The organism is Limoniibacter endophyticus (genome assembly GCF_014652835.1).
GTDB classification, from domain to species: domain Bacteria; phylum Pseudomonadota; class Alphaproteobacteria; order Rhizobiales; family Rhizobiaceae; genus Limoniibacter; species Limoniibacter endophyticus.
This window is the reverse complement of sequence record NZ_BMZO01000008.1, coordinates 20,961-41,135: the sequence shown is the minus strand read 5'-3', so window position 1 is coordinate 41,135 and position 20,175 is coordinate 20,961. Positions and strand designations below refer to the sequence as shown.

The 20,175-nt window shown below is 57.6% G+C and carries 9 protein-coding genes and 1 riboswitch; of the genes, 4 read left to right on the top strand and 5 right to left on the bottom strand.

The window, feature by feature from the left end; translation table 11 throughout:
- The 3 genes from IE151_RS12205 to IE151_RS12195 form a co-directional block, all read right to left on the bottom strand.
- Window positions 1-2,058, bottom strand: a 2,058-nt coding sequence (locus IE151_RS12205) for a translocation/assembly module TamB domain-containing protein (protein ID WP_487343532.1), incomplete at its 3' end; no start/stop codon positions are given.
- Between the two features lie 58 nt (window positions 2,059-2,116).
- Window positions 2,117-4,048 (bottom strand): autotransporter assembly complex protein TamA, encoded by a 1,932-nt coding sequence (locus IE151_RS12200; protein ID WP_189490557.1) that lies wholly within the window; start codon window positions 4,046-4,048, stop codon window positions 2,117-2,119.
- A gap of 226 nt (window positions 4,049-4,274) precedes the next feature.
- Window positions 4,275-5,168: a UTP--glucose-1-phosphate uridylyltransferase gene (locus IE151_RS12195; RefSeq protein ID WP_189490555.1), complete on the bottom strand. Its 894-nt coding sequence runs from the start codon at window positions 5,166-5,168 to the stop codon at window positions 4,275-4,277.
- 229 nt (window positions 5,169-5,397) lie between these two features.
- Here IE151_RS12195 and IE151_RS12190 point away from each other — a divergent pair, with 229 nt between their 5' ends.
- Window positions 5,398-13,992, top strand: coding sequence for a glycoside hydrolase family 94 protein (locus IE151_RS12190; protein ID WP_189490553.1), 8,595 nt, complete (start codon window positions 5,398-5,400; stop codon window positions 13,990-13,992).
- Between the two features lie 205 nt (window positions 13,993-14,197).
- Window positions 14,198-15,958: a glucan ABC transporter ATP-binding protein/ permease gene (locus IE151_RS12185; protein WP_189490551.1), complete on the top strand. Its 1,761-nt coding sequence runs from the start codon at window positions 14,198-14,200 to the stop codon at window positions 15,956-15,958.
- 53 nt (window positions 15,959-16,011) lie between these two features.
- On the opposite strand, the gene IE151_RS12180 is transcribed toward IE151_RS12185, so the two are convergent.
- Entirely contained in the window at window positions 16,012-16,485 is a 474-nt protein-coding gene (locus IE151_RS12180) for a MarR family winged helix-turn-helix transcriptional regulator (protein ID WP_382344734.1), read from the bottom strand.
- A 165-nt stretch (window positions 16,486-16,650) separates the two neighbouring features.
- Between IE151_RS12180 and IE151_RS12175 the strand changes: the two genes are divergently transcribed.
- Together IE151_RS12175 and IE151_RS12170 are read left to right on the top strand one after the other, a co-directional pair.
- Window positions 16,651-16,887, top strand: coding sequence for an Lrp/AsnC ligand binding domain-containing protein (locus IE151_RS12175; protein WP_189490547.1), 237 nt, complete (start codon window positions 16,651-16,653; stop codon window positions 16,885-16,887).
- Between the two features lie 28 nt (window positions 16,888-16,915).
- A riboswitch (cobalamin riboswitch) is annotated at window positions 16,916-17,108 on the top strand.
- 120 nt (window positions 17,109-17,228) lie between these two features.
- A complete protein-coding gene (locus IE151_RS12170) occupies window positions 17,229-19,139 on the top strand; it encodes a TonB-dependent receptor plug domain-containing protein (RefSeq protein WP_189490545.1) in 1,911 nt (636 codons plus the stop codon).
- A gap of 53 nt (window positions 19,140-19,192) precedes the next feature.
- Here the strand turns inward: IE151_RS12170 and IE151_RS12165 are convergent, their stop codons facing one another.
- Window positions 19,193-20,152, bottom strand: coding sequence for a sugar-binding transcriptional regulator (locus tag IE151_RS12165; RefSeq protein ID WP_244636746.1), 960 nt, complete (start codon window positions 20,150-20,152; stop codon window positions 19,193-19,195).
- Window positions 20,153-20,175: the final 23 nt, after the last annotated feature.

The following is a 20,175-nucleotide window of genomic DNA, read 5'->3' as shown; positions in this document are numbered from 1 at the left end:
GGCGAGAGCTGCCAGAGGACCGATATTGGGCAACTGGAATTGCAACTCTCCTTCAGGCGTAAAAGAAGGATCCAGGTCGAGCGCGCCGGAAATGCGGTTCTGGCCAAGCTCTACGAGCAGTTCCTGCAGGCGTCTCGCTCCATTCTCACTTGAGAGCACGGCGGAACCACGCAGGGTCTCGCCTGCCACATTGCCCGAAAGCGTTACGTTGGCTGAAGGTGTCGCCGCACTCGCGACACCTGTTGCGGTGAGTTTCAGCCCCTCGATGGCACGGCCGCCCGTTTCGATGCTTTCGCCGGTAACATCGAGCTGAAACTGCGGCGCGTCCAGTGAACCTTCGAGCGTCGAGGAAAAAGAAATCGCACCTCTCGCCTGCGGGCTGACAAGAGCCAGATCTGAAAGTGCGCCGTTAAGGTCGAGCTCGATCACGCCATCACGCAAGGCAACATTGCCCTGTGCATTAAGCCCCGTCGATTCGAGTGCCAGATCAGAAACCTGAATCACTCCCTCAGCCGTCCTTGCGAAGTTCAGGGAAAGATTCGCGTTTTCTCCCAAGGGGCCACGGGCAGCCTCGGGCAAGGCGCGGCTAGCCACGTCGCCAGTCAGCGCCATGGTCACGGCACCGGTATCAAGTGCGACGTCACCATTAGCGCTCAATGTCAGAACCGAATTGCCGAGCTGAGCGCTTTCGAGCGTCAGCGCGTCGCCGGTGAAGCTCCCTTGTCCACGCAGGCGTAACGCGCCTTCGAACAACTGCGCGAGTGTTGCATTTGGCGAAGACAACCCTTGTCCTTCAAGCACAAGATCGAAATCACCGCTCCTCTCAGCAATATTGAAGGCCGGCGATGTCAAGGAAAGCGTCGTCTCCTGCCCCGACACGATCCCGGCATCAAAAGCGGCAAGCTGCGCACGCGCCTCGAGTGCAGGCGCTTCGCCAGTGCCGGAAACCTGTAAATTCACATTGCCTATATCCAGATGCGTTGCGCCCTCGCCCTCGCCAAAAGCAATCGGCACAGAGCCATTACGAGCTGTAACCGTTACGTCAATATCGCTATCGGCACTCGGATTGTAGGCACCCTGCGCATTCAGCTCGAGAGCGCTAGAGACGAGATTTGCGCGCTCGATAGAGAAACCTCCGTCGGCATCCTGACTGGCTGCAAGATCCAAATTGCTTTCACCTGCGAGCAGAGAGCGAAAGTTTTCCGGCAGGAAACGGTCGAAGCTTCCATTGCCTTTGGCAGTCACTGACCGAACGCCATCTCGCACCGCATGTGTCAGGTCAACCGCTGCAAGCGGCTGGCCATCCACATTGAAGCGGGCACGCCCCGCCCAGTTATCTGCGGGTCCACCGCCGGTTACATTGAGTTCCACCGGTGACTCTGCTGGCAAGCCAAGCAGACGCGCAACGATACCGCCAGTTGGCTCAGCACCGTTAATGTTGACGGCGAGCTCCTGCGTCGCTGCATCGAAACCGATGATTGCATCCAGGCGCCCCGGAATGTCGCCCAGCCGATCGACGGAGCCTTCAAGAGAAACAATGCCGAGGTCACGCGAAACGTTCGTCGCTCCAGTCGCGGAAATCGATGCAGCCTCCCCGACCAGCCCTTCACCAAGTTGTATCTGCGGAAATTCGAAACGATCAATATCGATTGAAACCGGCAGCGACAGGGGTTCGTCGGAGGCAGGCGGCGGATTTTCGGCAGGCAATGGCACGCGTGAGACGACGATTTCGCCAGCCGCAACGCGTTGGGCTGAGAAAGTGCGGGAAAGAAGTGATAGCGGCGACCAGTCAACCTGCACATCACGCAGCGTGGCATACTCACCTTGCCTATCACCTATGCTGACACGCTCAACCCGCAAGTTCCCGCCAAACAGGCCGTGAATACCTTCCACGTCGACAGTCTGGTTCTCATTGCTCGCAACGCCGGAAATTATGCGGGCGAGTTGGCTGCGACCGCTCTCGGACAGACCTATATAGCCCACCGCCATCGCAAGAACCGCCACAATCAGGGCAACGCCGATAAGCGCGTAGCGCGAGATGGTCTTCACTGTGCTCATCGTCAATTCGCCTAGAATCTCTATCGCATTGCGGCCGCGGCCGGCGTTTAGGGCCTTGTCAGAACGCCTGACCAATGCCGGCATAGATGCCGAACCTGGCATCGTCCGGATCGCGATTAAGCGGCATTGCCACATCGAGTCGAAGCGGACCGAACGACGTAAGATAACGCAAACCAACACCGGCACCAAATTTCATATCCGAGAAATCTGGATAATTTTCGGTCGAAACGGAGCCTGCATCAATAAAAGGCACGATGCCGACAGTTTCCGTGATCGCGATACGTGCTTCAAGCGAGGCTTCCGCCAGCGACAGGCCGCCAATCGGCTCCCCATCCGCATTTTTGGGGCCGATACCTTGATATGAATAGCCACGCACCGATCCACCACCACCGGCATAGAAACGACGGTCGGCCGGAACATCGGAAAGACCAGCCCCGACCAGGGATCCCGCCTTTACGCGACCCGCCAGAATGAAGCTATCTCTCGGCGTGAAGCTGTAATAGGCGGAAACTTCGCCCTGGAGTTTGGCAAACGGCGTACCATTGAGAATGTCATAGGTCGGCTCGGCAAAGGCCAGAGCCCTGATGCCTTCCGTGGGGTTCAGTTTGTTATCCCGGCTATCATAGACATATTGCAGCGGCACCGAAGCAAGCAGATAGCGATTACGCCCAAACGCATCGTCGATCTGCGACCATTCCAGCGCGAATTCCGCCGAAACGGTCTGCCGCTCGGTGAGTTCGTAGGAGACACCGACTGTTCCCTTCACCGAAAGACGGTCATAAGCATCCGGGTGTTCCCAGACACCATTGATCTTGGCAAAGAACTTCGACGGCGGACCGATGACACCGGGCTTTTCGAAAATGATGCCGCCCTTGTAATCGAACTCGCCAGGCTGGGAGGTGGCGCCAATGCGGCTGACGGAGCTTTCGAGACGGAGATTTTCGGCACGTCCGAAAAGATTGCGATGACCCCAGTAGCCTTCGAAACCGGCGCCATCGAGATTGGAATAAGATGCGCCAACGCCGAAGTAGCGCATCTTGCGTTCCTTGACTTCCACATCGATAGGCAGTCGGCCATTAGGATCAAGGCCCGTGCCTTCCTTCATCGCCACGGACGAGAAAACCCCGAGATCAAGCAGACGTTCGCGCGCTTTGTCCACACGCTCCGGCGAATAACGCGTACCGGGTTCAAGACCGACCATATATTCAGTGAATTCGCGATCGACAAGCTCGGTGCCACCGACAGTGGTCTCGCCGAAATCGCCCAGAGGTCCGGCCTCAAGGTTGAGCGTCACATCGAGCGTCGCAGTACGGTGATCGGCAACGACTTCCCGTCCGACCACGCGCGCGAGCGGTCGGCCTTCTTCCTTCAGGCGACGCACGATTTCGTCCTCGGCCTTCAGAATCACACGTGAACTGGCATCGCTACCTGAAACGAGATCGAAGTCCGCAGGGTCAAGCCCGGCTGCATCCCCCGCAAGGCGAATATTGCCGAGCTTGAACTCAGGCCCCGGGCTGGCACGGATCTCGATGGGAACCGGACCTGTACCGAACTGCGCATCGGGCGGGAGATCGTCAATGTCGCGGCCATTGATCAGAACGGTGATGACGCCTTGGTAGCGCGCTTCATTATAGAGTGTCGCGACCAGACGTTCGCGATCCCCCCGCGCTTTCACAATGAGACCAAGAGACCCGGAAACCGGAATATCCTCGTCGTTTATCAGGCTGGACGCATCGCGCAACGCCCTCTCGACGTCACTGTCCTCCTGCTCCATCGTCAGGGTAACGGTATAGTTCAGAGGATCGACAATATCGACAGCTGCCTCTTCCTTGTCACCTTCGAAGAAGCGAAACCCAAAGAGTTGAAAAGCATCGGCCTGCGCGACAGGCCCGATCACAAGACCGGCCAATGCCCCCCCGCATAGCAGAGCGCGCCACGTTGAGCGGCGGCAGGAAGTGGGCTGTGGATTACGCGACAACTTCAAAATCATGCGCCGAGCTTATCGTGAATAGACTAAAATTGTAATGAATTGGGGAGCTCCCGACATCACAGCTCGTCTTTCATGGTTAACAGATCGTTGCCATCCCTCCTCAATAGCTATCCCATCCCGCTAGTGTCCAGCACTGCGAAGCTAATTTATGTTTCTGATCGACATATAAAAAGACACCGCGTCGCAAACGACGCAGTGTCTCGAAGGCTCGGAAAGGGAGAGACGGTCAGGCCGCGCGAGACGTTCCGCGCGTATTACCGAGCAATTCCACCTCTTGAGCTAGAGCTGCGGCCAGTTCAGGACGCTGCATCGCCATATGAAGCGTTGCCGCAACGTAGCCGGCCGGTGAGCCGCAATCGAAGGTTCGGCCCTTGAACTCGAGCGGACGGATTTCCTGCTGGGCCATGAGCTTGATGAGCGAGTCAGTCAACTGTATTTCGCCACCCGCGCCCGGTTCCTGGCTCTCCAGCAACTGGAAGATTTCCGGCTGAAGAATATAGCGTCCCGACAGAAAGAGATTGGTCGGAGCCGTTCCCGGAGCGGGCTTTTCGATCAGGCCATTGATGAGCGGACCGTTGGAAGACGGGCGCAGGGAGACAATGCCGAACTTGTGCGCATCTTCTTCCGCGCATTTTTCGACTGACAACACGTTGCCGCCAAATTCCTTGTAGACGTCCACCATTGATTCAAGGCAGCCGGTGTCGTTGACCATCAACATGTCAGGCAGAAGAACCGCAAACGGTTCGTCTCCCACAAGATGGCGCGCCGTCCACACCGCATGCCCCAGACCAAGGGCTTCCTGCTGACGCACGAAGGAGACCCGGCCAACCCCAGGAGTAGCCTCGCACAACTTGTCAGCGATCGCGGTCTTCCCCGATTTTCGCAGAGAAACATCCAGCTCGAAATTCTTGTCGAAGTAATCCTCAATGGAGGATTTCATACGACCGGTTACAATAATGACATGGTCGATACCGGCCGAAAAAGCTTCCTGCACAATATAATCCAGGACCGGGCGATCCACGATCGGCAAGAGTTCTTTCGGCACGCTCTTCGTTGCAGGCAACATGCGTGTACCGAAACCTGCCGCAGGAATAATCGCTTTCCTAATCCGGGGATTCATATTGGCACTCCTTTACTGCTTATCTGGTCGGGCGTTACACGCACCGCCGAACTAAGCATTACGATTGCCAATGGTTCCGCTTTGCACAATTATCTTTTTGTTGCGCTGCGAAACAAAATTTTTGCCCTCATTTTAATCGATGCAACCGAAATGGACAAAAAAGCATTTAAGCCTGACCGTACGTGCGATACTGCTTCAGTTAAGCCAAAAGTTGTTTGGAAATTTAGGAATGAATGCCCTGGAAAAGCCCGAGAACCTCCCGACCTCACTTCTCCCTCTTCCGGCATCCGCCGAAAGCCCCATCCGCTCCAATTTCCTCCACGAAGACGAACTCGTCGCATTGGGCGAAAGCTTGGCAGCAAATGCCATAGACAACTGGCAAGGCCTTACGCTTTTTGATTTCCAGGCGCGAAATCAGGAAAACGGCGAGAAGATCCTCACCGTCTATAATGAGATTAACCAGGCGGTCGCTAATGACGAAGCCATTACGCCAGCCGCGCAGTGGCTGCTGGACAATTATTATGTGATCGAGGAAACGATCTATCAGGTAAAGCGCGATCTGCCCCGCCGCTTCTATCGTGAGCTTCCGGTTCTGGATATTGAGCCGGGGAAAAGCGTGCCGCGCGTGCTGGCCCTTGCCTGGCTCTATGTCGCCCACACGGATTCCTCCGTTTCAGGTGCTACTTTCCGAGCGATTGTTGACGGCTACCAGAAAACCAAGCCGCTGCGGATCGGCGAAATATGGGCTCTGCCTTCGATGCTGCGCTTCGTGCTGATCGAGAATTTGCGCAGACTTGCCCTGCGCGTCAATCGCACGCGCCTTCTGCGGCAAACCGCGAACAAGGTGGCCGACCGTCTATTGAGCGCCGAAAGCGAAGAGCAAATCCACGCGATCCTCGCCCCTTACGCCACTCATGCCTCAGACTCCACCTTCTCGACGCAGATGCTTTACCGTTTGCGGGATGGTGCCCAATATTCAGCTGCGGCTCTGACTTGGCTCGAAGCGGAATTTGAACGCAATAATACAGATGCCGAGAAGGTAACCAGCCGGGAGCACGCAACGCTTTCCGGCGGCAATGTCACGATGAGCAACATCGTGCGCGGCATGCGCCATATCAACGATGTCCAATGGACAGACTGGTTTGAGGAGGTGAGCCAGGTTGACCGTCTGTTGCGCGAGCAAACCAACTTTGCCAAGCTCGATTTCCACTCTCGCGATCAATATCGGTCCGAGATCGAGGAACTGGCGCGCGGCTCTGGCAAAACCGAAGACGAGGTCACGCGGGCGACGCTCGACCTGCTGCAGCGCAAGGAGCTTGCTCCCCAGCCCAGAGAAGCAGTGGGTGCACGCAGCAGTGAGAACGATGTCGGATTCTATCTATTGGGTTCGCGGCGGGCGGAACTCGAGAAGCACGTTGGCTACAAACCCACCTTCGGCCACCGCGTCAAGCGTAGCTTTGGCAGGATGGGATGGGCTGGCATTGCCGTTCCGGTTTTGCTGTTTACTGCGATCCTGACCTGGATGGCGGGGGCGGCCCTCGCTTCGCTTGGTCTGTCGGCTGCGGCGATTGCCGTCATGCTCTTCTTCTTCATGCTGCCCGCAGCCGACGCAGCAGTGAGCTTCTACAATACGGTCGTGATGCAGTTCATCAAGCCGACCCGTCTCGTCGGCTTCGAATACAAGGAAGGCATTCCAGCCGAGGCGCGCACCCTGGTGGTCGTACCAACGCTGATCGGCTCTCGTGAAGATGTTGAAGAAAGCATCCGAAACATCGAGATCCATTATCTTTCCAATGCGACCGGCGACGTGCGTTTTGCAATTTTGTCCGACTGGCCAGACAGCAATCTGGAGGAAAAAGAAGCCGATCGCCGTGTCTTGAACTATGCGCGCGAAGAAATTGCGCGTCTCAATGCACGCTATCCGATGGAGGGGTCGCCGCGCTTCCACATGCTCCATCGCCGGCGGCTTTACAATGAGGCGCAGGGCGCCTGGATGGGTTGGGAACGCAAGCGTGGCAAGCTGCACGAGCTAAACCTGCTTTTGCGCGGCGAAAAAGACACGACGTTCATGCCCCTCGACAATCCGCTTCCGGAAGATGTCGTTTATGTCGTGACGCTGGATGCCGACACGCGCATGATGCGCGAAACAGTGACCCAGCTTGTCGGCAAGCTGGCGCACCCGCTCAACCGTCCGGTTATAATGCCGAAAACAGGGCGTGTCGTTGCCGGATATACGATCCTGCAGCCGCGCGTCACACCGTCATTGACCACGGGGGACGAAGCTTCGTTCTTCCAGCATGTTTCCTCATCCAACCGCGGCCTGGATCCCTATGTGTTCGCAGTGTCCGACCTCTATCAGGACGTCTATGGAGAAGGCACATTTACCGGCAAGGGCGCTTATCATGTCGATGCTTTCGAAAGCGCTATTGGCGATCATATCCCGGAAAATGCGATTCTAAGCCACGACCTGCTTGAAGGCGCTCTCGCACGTGCAGCTCTCGTGACCGATGTGGAGGTCGTTGAAGATTATCCGACACGTTATGCGGTCGACGCGGCACGCCATCATCGTTGGGCTCGTGGTGACTGGCAGCTTCTGCCTTTCATTTTCAACCCGAAACTGCCGATCTCCGGCATTTCGCGCTGGAAGATGATCGACAATCTGCGCCGAAGCCTGACCCCGATCTTCTGGATTCTCTCATCGGTCGCTGGCTGGGCCTTCCTTGACTTTACCAATGCCGTGCAATGGCAGGCGCTGCTGATCATCAGCCTCTTCATGGCTCCCACCTTCGACATCTTCAATTCGATCCTGCCCAAATCGAACGACGCCACGCTACGCGGTCATTTCCGAGCTCTCGGCAAGGACGTCGCGTTTGGAACGGCTCAGGTCGCGTTGAAGATGATGGTGCTGGCCGATCAGGCCTGGATGATGGGCGATGCTGTCGTGCGCACGCTGCATCGCCTTTATTCGAGTCGCAAGCAGATGCTCGAATGGCATGCGGCATCCCAGGCGAGCAAGAGCGCCGCGCGCACGATTCCAGCACATTATCGCATCATGCGCGGCGCGCTCATAATCGCCGTTCTCGGCCCGCTCCCTGCTCTGCTCTCAGGCTCAAGCGGCGTGTGGCTTGCTCTCATCTTCTCCGCCTTCTGGCTATGTTCCCCGGCGTTTGCCTATTTCATCTCGCGCTCGGCAGAGACGGAAGAACGCCTCGAACTGGACCCGGAAGATCGTCTGCGCCTGCGTCGCATCGCGCGCCGGACCTGGCGCTATTATGAGGATTTCACCACCGAAGAACATCACTTCCTGCCCCCGGACAATTTTCAGGAAGACCCCACGCCACAAGTTGGCGCGCGGACGTCCCCGACCAATATCGGCATGTATTTTCTCTCAGTCGTTTCTGCGCGCGACTTTGGCTGGATCGGCCTTGAGGAGACCATTCGGCGCGTGGATCAAACATTGACGACCATTGAGAAGATGGAGCGTTTCCGCGGCCATCTCTACAACTGGTATGGCACACGCGATCTCGCACCGCTTCAACCAACCTATATCTCGGCGGTCGACAGTGGCAATCTGGCTGGCCATCTCGTCACGCTGTCGTCAGCATTGACCGAATGGGCAGAATCTCCGGCGGTTGCGCTGCATGGCGACCTCGAGGGCATCATCGACGCCGTCAGCATTCTTGAAGAAATGCTGGGGGCCCTGCCCGACGACCGCCGCCAGATGCGCCCCTTGCGCAAGCGCCTGTCCGATCGCATCGAAGGTACACGCCGCGCCGTCGCTACAATCCAGGATGAGCCTGAAATGGCTTCCGTGCGTACGATAAACCTTGCCGTTATCTCTGCTGATCTCGTCAAGCTGGCGCAAGCAATCCACACCGAAGCTCAATCCTCGGAAAGCGAAGACGTGTTGGCCTGGGCAAAGCTCGTCGCCAAGACGTGCGAAGCACATATGAGCGATACGTTGACGGATCAGGACAATCTTGTCGCGTTGCGCAGGCAGCTTGAGAGCCTTGCACAGCGCTCCCGTCAATACGCCTTCGAAATGGATTTCAGCTTTTTGCTGCGCGAGGAACGCAAGCTGCTTTCCATTGGTTATCGTGTCGTCGAGCAGCAGCTTGACGAAAGCTGCTATGACCTTTTGGCCTCCGAAGCGCGTCTGACCAGCCTTTTCGGCGTCGCGAAGGGCGATTTACCGACCGAACACTGGTTCCGACTGGGGCGTCCGATCGTCGAAATCGGCTCGCGCGGGGCGCTCATGTCCTGGTCCGGTTCCATGTTCGAATATCTCATGCCCCCTCTGGTCATGAAGGAACCGAGCGGCGGCCTGCTCAACCAGACCAACAATCTCATCATCGACCGCCAGCGCGCCTATGGCCGTGAACGCGATGTGCCGTGGGGGATCTCGGAAGCGGCCTTCAACGCCCGCGACCGCGAAATGACCTACCAGTATACGAATTTCGGTGTTCCCGGCCTTGGCCTGAAGCGGGGACTGGCGCAGAACCTGGTGATAGCGCCATACGCTTCCATCATGTCGGCCATGTTCCAGCCGCGTGAAGCAATCGACAATCTTACCAAGCTGCGCGCCATTGGTGCGCTCGGCCGCTACGGTTATTATGACGCCGTGGATTTCACGCCGCGCCGCGTGCCGGAAGGCGACCGTCGCGTGGTCGTGAAGAACTACTATGCCCACCATCACGGCATGTCGATCGTCGCCATTGACAATGCGATTTTCGAAGGCCGCATGCGCGATCGCTTCCATCGAGACCCGGTGATCGAGGCTGCGGAACTGCTTTTGCAGGAAAAGGCGCCGCGCAACATCCCTGTTGCCGTTGTCCGTGCCGATACGGCCGAACCTGTCAAGCAGGCAGACATCGAGGCGACGCCCGACATGCGCATCACGCGCGACCCAGACAGATCACTGCGATCCACCGTCATCATGTCGAACGGTCGCTATTCGCTTATGCTGTCTGCGACGGGCACAGGCTTTTCCCGCTGGAACGATCTGGCCCTGACACGTTGGCAGCCGGACCCGACGCTCGATACGTTGGGCTCGTTTATTTTTCTGTCCGACCCGCAAACGGGCGAATGGTGGTCAGCAACCGCCGAGCCGCGCCGCGCGCCCGACGAACAGGTCGTCACCTACTTCTCGGACGACAAGGCTACTTTTGTGAAAGCGGCGGGCGGGCTTCGCTCGGAAGTTGAATGCATCGTCACTTCGGAGTGCGACGGCGAAGGCCGCAAGGTCACCGTCTGGAATGACAGCAACACCGATCGCGTCATCGATATTACATCTTACAGCGAAGTCGTGCTGGGTCAGGAAGCGGCGGACAATGCTCACCCCGCCTTCTCCAAGATGTTTGTCGAAACGGAAATCGCTCTCGACCGCCACGCGATCTATGCACAACGTCGCAAGCGTTCCGCCTCCGAGCCGGATGCGCATATGCTGCATTTCCTCAGCGCCGATATCGATGCCGCTGGCATGACCAGCGCTGAAACCGGCCGCCACGCTTTCATCGGGCGCGGGAGGGATCTCGGTACCGCTGCCGCTTTCGATAAAGGCACTGTGCTTTCCGGTCGCAGCGGCTTCATGATGGATCCCGTCATGTCTTTGCGGCGTCGTGTCAGGATTCCGGCACGCCGCAAGGTACAGATCACCTTCTGGACGATTGCCGGCCCGGACCGCGCTCATCTCAACAAGGCGATGAAGCATCTGATGCATCGCGAAAGCTTTGCGCGGGAATCAATGCTCGCCTGGACGCGCTCGCAAGTGCAGACCCGCTATCTCAACCTGTCGCTTGCGGAAGCTGCCAACGTACAGCGCCTCGCCCGCTACCTGCTCTATCCCGACGCGTCGCTGCGCCAACCTGGACAGTCGATCAGTGCGGGTCTCGGGTCGCAGGCCCGCCTGTGGCCGATGGCAATCTCGGGCGACTTTCCTATCTTCGCCATTCGCATCAGCGATCAGGCCGATCTCGAAGTCGTGGCTGAAGCGCTGCGTTATCAGGAATATATGCGCACGCACGGTCTGCTTGCAGATCTCGTCATCATCAATGAGCAGGCGTCCTCCTACATTCAAGACCTCCAGCACGCTATCGAGCATCTGTGCGAGAATGCGCGCCTGCGTGGTCACGAACTTGGGCCGCGCCAGCACATTTTCACCGTGCGTCGCGATCTTATGGACGAAGAGAGCCACCGCACGTTGCTAGCGGCGGCACGCGTGGTGATGCACGCCAGCAATGGCCGCATATTCGATCAACTGGACCGCGCCGAGATCACCGAGCGGCAGCGTTACAATATCGTCCCTCCAGTGATAGATGCCAATGTCGAGGGGGCAGTCGAAGAGACGGCGCGCAAGCCCGCTCTCCCCAAGCGAAGCATCACCAAGCTCCCTGCTCCGGCAGAGATTTCACATGATGACCTTGACTATTGGAACGGCTATGGCGGCTTCACCAAGGACGGCAGAGAATATGTCGTACGCCTCACCGGGTCGACAGCAACGCCACAGCCATGGATCAACGTCATCGCTAACAGCAACTTCGGCTTCCACACCTCCAGCGAGGGTGCATCTTTCACCTGGAGCCAGAACAGTCGCGATTTCCAGATCACGCCATGGACCAACGATGCCGTGGTCAATCGTGCGGGCGAAGCTATATATGTCGCGAATTTAGCGGATGGCTCTGTCCTTGCGCCTTACGCCTGCGTCGCGCGCAGGCCGGACGCCGTATATGAAGCGCGACACGGCCAGGGCTATTCAAGGTTCAGCGCCAATCGCGACGGTCTTGGGCTGGAAATGACGCAGCTCGTGGATCCGCAGGCGCCTGTAAAGATAAGCCGCCTTAAAATCCGCAATGGCGGCTCGAAGACGTTGAAGCTAAGGGTTTTCGCTTATGCCGAATGGGTATTGGGCAATTCGCGTGCGAAAACATCGCCCTTCATTGTGCCCGAGTGGGCAGAGCAGGAAGGCGTCTTGCTGGCAAATAACCCCTACAGCCTGGAATTTCCGCACAGGACGGCCTTCATGGCCTTCGACACGGTAGCTGATGGGGTAGGTTCTGATCGCCGTGAATTCCTGGGTGCCCCTGGCAATGTCTCTGTTCCAAAATTGGCGCACACGGGCGAACCACTCTCCGGCAATGTCGCGGCAGGGGACGATCCATGCGGCGTGCTATCCAAGGACATTACCTTGAAACCGGGCGAGGAAGGCGTTGTTCTCTGGCTGATGGGCGACGCCGGCTCACGCGAAGAAGCGGTCGATCTTGCCGTTGCACATCGCGCCGTCGACTTTGACAAACGTCTTTCCGATACCAAGAAGGAATGGAACGCATTCCTTGAAACCCTGCAAGTCAACACGCCGGACAAGGCCTTCAATGCGATGGTCAACTACTGGTTGCCCTACCAGGCGTTGGCCTGTCGCATCCGTGCGCGGGCGGCCTTCTATCAGGCGAGCGGTGCCTTTGGCTTCCGCGATCAATTGCAGGATACGCTATCACTTCTCATGCACGATCCATCGCTGGCGCGGGCGCAGATCATCAATGCAACAAGCCGCCAGTTTCCGGAAGGTGACGTGCAGCACTGGTGGCTGCCCGGAACAGGCGCTGGTGTACGCACAATGATCTCGGATGACGTCGTGTGGCTTGCCTATGGCATCCACCGCTATGTAAGCGTAACGGGCGATTATGCTCTGCTCGACGAAGAACTGCCATTCATCACGGGACGCTCGTTGGAAGATGGCGAGCATGATGCCTTCTTTCAGCCAGAAAAAGGGGCAAGCGCCACAGTCTATGAGCATGCGTTGCGGGGTCTCGACCTTGCGCTCAAACGTCGGTCGGAACGCGGTCTGTCGCTGATCCTTGGTGGGGACTGGAACGACGGTATGAATCGTGTCGGCGAAGCGGGCAAGGGCGAGAGCATCTGGCTTTCCTGGTTCCTCGTCAGCACGCTTCGCGACTTCGCGATCATCTGCGAGAAACGTGGAGACAAGGCCACAGCCGCCCGTTTCCGCAAGGAAGCGGGTGCAATCGCTAATGCGATTGAAGAACATGGCTGGGACGGCGAATGGTACAGGCGTGGCACGTTCGATAATGGGCAGCCACTCGGTTCATCGCAGTCGGACGAATGCCAGATCGACTCGATTGCGCAGTCCTGGAGCATTCTCTCAAAGGCTGGCGATCCAGAGCGCGCCGCCAGGGCCATGGACTCGGCCCGCGCGCATCTGGTGGACGAAAAGGCTGGCGTCATCAAGCTGTTCACCCCCGCCTTCTCCAAGTCTCCGAACGAACCCGGTTATATCAAGAGCTACCCGCCGGGCGTGCGCGAAAATGGTGGACAATACACCCACGCCGCGACTTGGTTCGTGATCGCGTTGGCACAGATGGGCCGGTTTGATGCGGCCTGGAAGGCGTTTGAAACACTCAACCCGGTCAATCACGCTTTGTCACAGAAAGCCGCCGATCATTACAGGGTAGAACCCTATGTGGTTGCCGCCGATGTCTACGGGGTCGGGGAAAAATCAGGCCGCGGCGGCTGGACCTGGTACACGGGTTCGGCAGGTTGGCTCTACCGTGCCGCTGTGGAAGGTATCCTCGGGATCGAGCGCGAAGGCAGCATTCTGCATGTGAATCCCCGGATACCTTCAGCATGGAGCGGGTTTAGCGCTCAGATCGTGATTGATGAAGTAAAGCTGGAAGTTACGGTAGAGCGAAAGACTGTCGTTTCGAAAAAATCCATTATTATCGATGGCCGATCCGTACCCGCCATTGATCTGGATAAACTACCCAGTGCTTCGAAGATACTTGTAGCAATCCCCATGTCGGAAAGCGCATAAGCGCGAAGAGATGACGGGACCCGCTCGGGTTCCGTCATCTCACGTATATTTTATCCTTTTAATCAAAGCGTTATCCATTCACGCGACATTACACGCGATTCGCCATAAGTGTACGCACCAAGGCAACCTGTCCCCACTCCCGTCATTGTAAGTGCTTACGCTCGGCAGTAAATACGGTCGAATTTTCTTGACGGGAGTACCCGACGTGACATTGGTTGAAATCTACAAGCGGGCCATAGGCTATCTTGCTCCGCGCAAAGGACGTGTCGCCGTCATTTGCGCGTTCAACGTTGCGTTGGCTATCGTCGTCATCGCCGAGCCAATCCTTTTTGGTCGCGTGATCGACACGATCTCCGGCGGTATGGACGTCGTCCCTACCCTGATGATCTGGGCGGCTTTGGGTGCCTTCAATATTGTCGCCAGCGTTCTGGTTGCACGCGGCGCAGACCGGCTTGCCCATGAGCGGCGAGCATCCGTCCTCACGGAAAGCTATGAACGCGTGGTTTCCATGCCATTGTCCTGGCACCAGCAGAACGGCACATCCTACTCGCTACAGACGCTTCTGCGCGCAGTCGACGCCCTGCAGGGCCTCTGGCTCGATTTCATGCGCACGCACCTTTCCACGATCGTTGCGCTCGCGCTGCTCATCCCGACCGCGCTGGCCATGGACCTCCGCATGTCTGCTGTCCTATTCGTGCTCGGCGTCAGCTATGTTCTCATCAGCCGCCTTGTCATGAAGAAGACCAAGGATGGCCAGATGAGTGTAGAGAACCATAATCACAAGATGTTCTCGCACGTCTCGGATTCGATCACTAACGTGTCGGTCCTGCAAAGCTACAATCGAGTGCAGCAGGAAACCTCCGCGTTACGTGACTACGCAGAAAACCTCCTGAAGGCTCAGTATCCGGTGCTGGACTGGTGGGCCGTCGCAAACGCCATGCACCGTCTTGCGTCTACAGTAGCGATGATGGTCGTCCTGATCATTGGCGCGATTCTTGTGTCTGCCGGTGAAATGCGCATTGGCGACGTCGTCGCGTTCACCGGTTTCGCGCAGCTTCTGATCGGCCGCCTCGAACAGATATCGACCTTCGTGAACCAGATATTCGAATCGCGTGCACGCCTTGAACAGTTCTACGTGATGGAAGATGCGGCATCTCAGTCGAAGGAGCCGGAAACGGCGCGTGATCTTGGCAAGGTCGAAGGCCACCTGCGTTTCGAGAATGTCGAGTTCTTCTTCCCGAATGGGACGAAAGGTGCATCGGATGTTTCATTCGAAATCCTGCCGGGCGAAACCCTGGCAATCGTTGGCCCGACGGGCTCAGGCAAGACGACACTCATCAATTTGTTGCAGCGCGTCTATGATCCGAGCGAAGGTGCGATTTATATTGATGGTGTCGACACACGCTCCGTAAGCAAGAACTCGCTTCGTGCCAATATTGCCAGCGTCTTCCAGGACGCCGGCCTATTGAACCGTTCGATCGAAGAGAATATCCGCGTAGGTCGTGAAGGCGCAACGAATGCGGAAGTCGAGGCCGCTGCCGAGGCTGCATCGTGCGACTTCATCCTGTCCAAGTCGGAAGGCTACGACACGCTGGTGGGCGACCGCGGCGGCAAGCTTTCGGGTGGTGAGCGTCAGCGTATCGCAATCGCACGTGCCGTTCTCAAGAATGCACCGATCCTTGTTCTCGATGAGGCGACCAGCGCACTCGACGTGGAAACCGAGGAACGTGTCAAGAGCGCGATCGACAATCTGCGCGAGAACCGCACGACGATCATCATCGCTCACCGTCTCTCGACAGTTCGCGATGCAGATAAGGTTCTATTCCTTGATGGCGGTCGCATCATCGAGATGGGTACCTTCGACGAACTTGCCAAGCAGGGCGGCCGCTTCACATCGCTCCTCAAGGCTGGGGGTCTGGCAATGGACGACGACCTCACGCCACGCGTGCTGCAGAAGGCTGCCTAAGCCTGCAATTAGCCCATGTACCCTCGAACGGTCGGCACTCTGCCGGCCGTTTTTCATTCGGGGCTATGGTCTTCCCAATTGCTGCGAAAGCTTTCCAGCATGCCAGAGAGGGTCCGTGCCTCATCCAACGACATTGCGTTGAGATAAGCGCTCACCCATCTCTCATGGGCATCGGCCATCTGCGCAAACAGGGCGCACCCCTCCGCCGTCAGGGAGACAATCGAGGTGCGCTTGTCTCCTTCCCGCTTGGCGCGCGAAACGAAGCCCTCCTGCACAAGCCGCTCAATGATGCCGGTCACATTACCATTGGAAACGAGTAGATAGCGAGACAGGTCGCTCATCAACATGCCGTCCGGAAAACGATCGAGCGCAGCCATCACGTCGAAACGCGGCAGCGTCGTGTTGAACTCTACAGCGAAGCGGTTACGCAACTCCGCCTCGATCATGCGCGACGCGCGCAGGAGACGGACCCAGAGCCTGAGCTTTTCCTTCTGCTCAATGTCGTCTTGCTGCACCGCAACGTGCATATCTTCCATCGGCGCATGTCTCCACTATTTCATGCTTAAATATTTTATCGGTCCAGCCTGTTTTGCCAGCAAAAATTACTGTGGTCCACAATGCTGTGAGATTTGATTGACAGTCTGCCGGAGGGTAAGCAAGGTGAGTCACACACCATATTTCAGGATTTTCCCATGCGCGCCGTTTTCGTTCAGCTTCAGTGCCAGCCCGGCAAAACCTACGCCGTCGCCGAGGAGTTGTTCGAAAGAGAAGTTGCATCCGAGCTTTACTCGACAAGCGGCGAATACGATCTCCTCATGAAAATCTATGTCGAAAACGAAACCGATATCGGCAAGTTCATCAACGAGAACGTCGCCAATGTACCGGGAATTGTACGTTCGCTCACGACTCTGACCTTCAAGGCGTTCTAATTCCGATTGACCGGCCCTGGATCGGTTGCTAGCAAAAAGCCGGGATGGTTCTGCGGTGTTTCGACATCGCGGATGAAAAGGGAACGCGGTTCAAAGCCGCGACTGCCCCCGCAACTGTAACTGCCGAGCGCCCTTCGGAAAGCCACTGTCGCAAGATGGGAAGGTGAAGGAACCCGCGACGACGCAGAAGTCAGGAGACCTGCCATTCCGGTCACCAGACCTTGGGTACGTGGGGTGCCGAGGTGCAGCTTTGCTGTCGCGGTGACATTAGTCGCCGTCTGACCGCAAGCCCGCGGACAGGCATGTTCTCCTTAGCGCCAGGCGCTTGCATGCGTGTAGCCATGAAAACCTTTTTGATTCATCTCGGCATTACGACCTCACTTGGGACAGGTCTCTCCCCTGCCCTTGCGCAGAATGCCGAGCCCGTTCTTCTAGACCAGATCGTCATCACCGCAGGGCGCACGCCTCTGGAAGCTGCAAAGAATGGGCGCGCCACCAGCGTCATCACGCGCGAAGAACTGGAAGCGCGCAACATCGTCAACGTGACGGATGCCTTGCGCCAGCTTCCCGGCATCAGCATAAGCGCTGGCGCCGGCCCGACACAGCTGCGCATGCGTGGTGGCGAAGCCAATCATGTCCTCGTCCTCATTGACGGGATCGAAGCCAGCGAGGCCGCCACCGGCGAATTCGATTTCAGTGGATTGCAGGCAAGCGATATAGAGCGGATCGAAGTGTTGCGCGGGCCGCAAAGCGCGTTTTGGGGGTCGAATGCACTCGCCGGTGTCATCAATATCATCACGGTAGGAGGAGAACGGAATGCCAGCCGCTGGGGCTGGGAAACTATGGTCGGCACCAGAAGCACGGCTCGCGGTCTGCTGTCATGGCGCGGCGGCGCGGAGACCATCGACGGGGCAGTGTCGACATCTCTCTTTCGCACCGATGGTCATAATATGTCCCGCGAAGGTGATGAGAATGACGGAAGCAGGAGCGGCACCTTCAGCGCGCGCTTCAATGCCGATATAGCTCCCAATACGACGCTGGACGGCACGTTACGCTATGCGCGCCTGCTCGGGGAAACGGATGCGGAGGATTACGCAACCGCCCTTCCCGCAGATAGCGATGATGCGTCTCGCCGCATCAGCCTGCTTGGCTCGATCGGCCTGACCAGCAAGACGCCTGACGACGCCCTAACGCAACGCCTGCGCTTTTCCTTCGGCGATACCGAACGCAGAAACTATCGAGACGGAACCCTGCTGTCGGGCAATAAAGGTCGCCGCGTCTCCGGTCTTTATCAGCTTTCCTACGCTTTTGAGACACCGGCCCTTGCCGACGCCAGGCATACGCTTACGGCCGGATATGAGTGGGAACGTGAAAGCTACAACATGCTTGATGCACCCGGCATCGCACCGGACCAACTTAACGAGCGGAGCCGCAGTTTGCACGGCTTCGTCGGCGAATATCGTACGGAGCTATTCGATCGCATCTACCTCGGGACAGCGCTTCGCCACGATATTAATGATGCTTTCAAGAACGCGACGACCTATTCGCTTTCGGCTGCCTGGCAGACGTTCGATGGCGGGCCCAGGCTGCACGCTTCTATCGGCACCGGCGTGACAAACCCGACCTTTGATGAGCAATTCGGCTACTATCCTGGCGTCTATCTCGGTAACCCGAACCTGAAACCCGAGGAGAGCCGTGGCTGGGACGTTGGCATTGAGCAAGGCTTCTTCCATGATCGAGTGATCGTTGATGTTACCTGGTTCAACATGGTGCTCAATGACGAAATCGTCTACAGTCCGACCTTCGACAGCGCGATGAATCTGGACGGCAGAAGCCGCCGCCAAGGTCTTGAAATCGCAGCGACCGCCGAAATCCTGGACGGCCTGACAACACGCGCTAACTATACCTACACGGACGCCACCGATCCAGACGGCGTCACCGAAATCCGTCGTCCCCGCCATAGTGCCTCGCTCAATGTCACTTACACCTTCTTTGAAAACCGGGCGACCGTGTTTGGTGAGATGGACTATAATGGGACGACGCGGGACACTTATTTCGGCCCGCCCAGCTATAGCACGCCAGTCAATCTGCGTGCGCGTACGCTGGTCAATTTCGGCGGATCCTATCAGTTCAGCGAAAACCTGAAAGGCTACTTGCGCATTGAGAACCTGCTGGACAAAGAGCACGAGGAAGTCTTGGGGTATCGTGGCTCGGGCCGCACCGCGCTTATCGGACTGAAAGGGAGCTTCTGAAACAATAAAACCGGCCCCACGAGGGCCGGCTTTATTGTTCTTACCGCGGAAATTTAAGCGCGCTCAAGCATCTTCCGCGCGCTTTCTTCGTCGGTGATGAAAACCGTGGGCTCAATCAGCTTCAGCGCCCCCATCAGGGCGTCCACCTTGTCCGGTCCGCCGGAGGTCAGAATTCGCACCGGCACCTTCTTCAGGCGCTCGACATCAACCGACATGATCAGCGAGTTGATCGGGTGATCGACCAGTTGCCCTTCCGCATCATAGAAATGATAAAGAAGATCGCCCACGGCTCCATGGTTTTCCAGCACGGCACGGTCTTCTTCCTTGAGAAAGCCGCCACGATAGAGTGTTGTGGCAGCCGACATACCCCCCACGGAAAGTAGTGCCGCATCGAGCTTGTCCGCCATCTCGAAGATTTCGTTCAAGCCGCAGCGCTCGATAAGAGCGACCCGCGTTTCGACGCTATCGACCACCGCAGGAGCCGGCATCAGATAACCGTCGCCCTGAAACACCTGTGCAAAACGCCATGCAAATTCAGCCGGATTATAACGCCGGGCGTGACCGATGCCGCCCAGCAGCGAGATCACCTTGAAATCCGCCAACGAACGCGCGTCGATGAATGGCAATGTTGCCAGAAGCGTCTTGCCCCAGCCAACGCCAACCGACATACCGGCCTTCATGGCTTCGGAAAGATAGGCGCCGGTAACGGCAGCGATCGCCGGGACGGGATCAGCTTCTTCGCCCGAGATAGGCGCAACGTAAACACGATCGATGCCGAAACGATCTTCGAGCGCACGCTCGAGACGTGTTGCTTCGGCCAGCTCGCCCTGGATGGTGACCTTCACCTCGTTGCGGCCGCGCGCTTCAGCCAGCATCCGAACCACGCTGACACGACCGATGCCAAGCGTCTCGGCGATCTCGTTCTGCGTCATCTGTTCGATGAAATACATCCAGGCCGCGCGCATACGCAGTCGATCCTGACGGCTGTCTCCCCCCAGCTGTCCGGACGGCATGGAATCATCGTCTGAAGCCTTGT